The 2,424-nt window shown below is 33.8% G+C and carries 2 protein-coding genes; both read right to left on the bottom strand.

Annotated features, from left to right (window positions below):
- Nucleotides 1–264: 264 nt before the first annotated feature.
- Entirely contained in the window at nt 265–996 is a 732-nt protein-coding gene (locus AC1Q51_RS27765; protein ID WP_000687923.1) for a DsbA family oxidoreductase, read from the bottom strand.
- A gap of 199 nt (nt 997–1,195) precedes the next feature.
- Complete coding sequence (locus tag AC1Q51_RS27760) at nt 1,196–2,155, bottom strand: alpha/beta hydrolase (RefSeq protein ID WP_000821101.1); 960 nt, start codon at nt 2,153–2,155, stop codon at nt 1,196–1,198.
- Nucleotides 2,156–2,424 lie beyond the last annotated feature (269 nt).

The following is a 2,424-nucleotide window of genomic DNA, read 5'->3' as shown; positions in this document are numbered from 1 at the left end:
TTCAAAGAACTACTTGGTCGCTCATTTGCGACTTCCTTATGTTAACATCTTCGTTAGTTAATGTCAACTAAGTTTTTTATTTCGTTTGTCGCTTGTGACGTTAATGTCATCGGCGACTTGTTCTATATTACACCTCTAAAGTATAATCGTCAATACGTTTTTAAAAAAACTTTATATTTTATAGATTTCATTTACGTATTTCTTCTATAGTTATATACAAGCACCCTACAGAACAATCTATGGGGTGCTCTTCTACCATAAAAACTATTGTTCTTTCGACGGCACCGAACAACTTCCATCAGTACAAGAAAGATCGCTTCCACCATCTGCTGAAAGTTCCTGTAACTTCGGTGCAGGATTCTCTTCTTCCCACACTTGCTGAAGTGCACCAACAAAAGTTTCAAGTGGTTGTGCACCTGAAATAGCATACTTTTGATTAATAATAAAATAAGGCACTCCCGAAATTTGATATTGCTGAGCAATCGCTTCATCAATTCTAACATCATTTGCGTACGCATTTTTATCATTAATAACATTTAAAGCTTCTTGCTTATCTAAACCTGAGGCTTCAGCGATAATAGCAAGTGTATCCACATCACTTAAATTTTTCGATTCAGTGAAATATGCAAAAAGTAGATTCTCCGTAATCTCCTTTTCTTTTCCATGATTCTTTGCAAACTTCGCAAGACGATGCGCATCAAACGTATTCGTCGGCTTCATCTCATCAAAATTAAAACTTAAACCCATACTAGCTGCATGATTTCCTAGCTGTACGTTATTACGCTTAGCTTCTTCAATACTAATTCCATACTTTGATGCAAGCACTTCATTAATACTTGTTCCAGAGTAAACGGGAGTATTCGGATCCAACTCAAAACTTTTAAACTCAACTTCAACATCCTTCTTATGTGGAAATTGCTCTAAAGCCATCTCTAATCTACGTTTCCCAATATAGCAAAATGGGCATACAAAATCCGACCAAACCTCAATTTTCATATAAACACCTCATTAACATTTAGTTTTCAATCATTGTAGCACTGAGATTAAGGAATTCAAAAGTTTTTGCTCTATCTCCTTCATATAGTACATACAAAAATACACTTATAACAGACTACCTAATTAACAAAAAAACGATAATCAAAAGGATTAACTATTATCCCTCTGATTATCGTCTATATAAATGCAACAACTTTAATTATGCCGGAATATACTTCCCTACGAACTTCCATACGGTATTCCAATATTTATTCGAATCTACTTTCTCCGCTTCTCCATGCCCAGCACCTGGAACAATTAATTTCTCTTTTTCTACTTTTGCAGCATTATATACTTCATCTAACATTTCAAAAGGAACGAATGTATCAGCATCTCCATGAATGAATAGCATAGGTGTTTTACTTTTCGCCACTTGTTTTACAGCTGAAGCTTCTTCTAAATCATATCCAGCTCTTAATTTTGTAACTGTATTTGCCGCATTCATAACAGGAAACTTCGGCAAGTGGAATAAATCTTTTAGCTGATAAGTAAATTCATCAATAACGGTTGAGTATCCACAATCTTCAATAATAACTTTAACATTAGAAGGTAAATCTTCTCCTGAAGTCATCATTACAGTTGCCCCGCCCATTGAAACACCAAATAGAGCTATTTCAGCATTAGGATCTTTCTTTAAGATTTGTTGAATCCAAATCAAAACATCTTTACGATCATGCCAGCCCATACCAACATAATCCCCTTCACTATTTCCGTGCCCACGAAGGTCTGGTGCTATGACATTATAGCCTTGTTCATAAAAGTTACGAATATATTTCGTCATTTCTGATGCTCTACCATTGTATCCATGAACCACAATTGCCCATTTATGACTAGATGATTCATTCATATATTCATAGCCTTTTAAATTCAATTTATCGAAAGAACGTATAGTTAATGTGTTAGGTTTATACTTCGATACGAAGTTCGCATTCTTTTCTTCATTTGTAGCCAATACATCTCCCGATGCATTTACCGTTTCTACTAAATGAGGATTATCTTGCAAAAATTCTTTTTCTTGTTTCGCATTCAACGCGTAGTTATAAAAATAATTCCCAACTAACATATACACGATTAATAGAAGGACTAAGACTACTATAGTAATTATACCTATCCTTTTCATATTATCTCCTTTTCTAACTTAAATCTTCTTATATTAAAGTACATCAAAAAACAACTGTACTATTTTAACACACCAGTGAATCTTATCTTTAAGAAATAAAATAGAAAATCTTAAATTACATATCAAAAATCACGAAAGAAATCGAATAAAACTTATATAAATATGTAATTAGCTTTGAAAAGAAGTTACAAAATACAAAAAAGACGAGTCATTCTGACTCGTCTTAAAGTTGCTTGGCGACGTCCTACTCTCACAGGGACAAGGTCCCA

This window comes from Bacillus sp. MT94 (genome assembly GCF_058792475.1).
The sequence above is the reverse complement of the archived record's forward strand: the minus strand, read 5'-3'. Positions and strand labels throughout refer to the sequence as shown.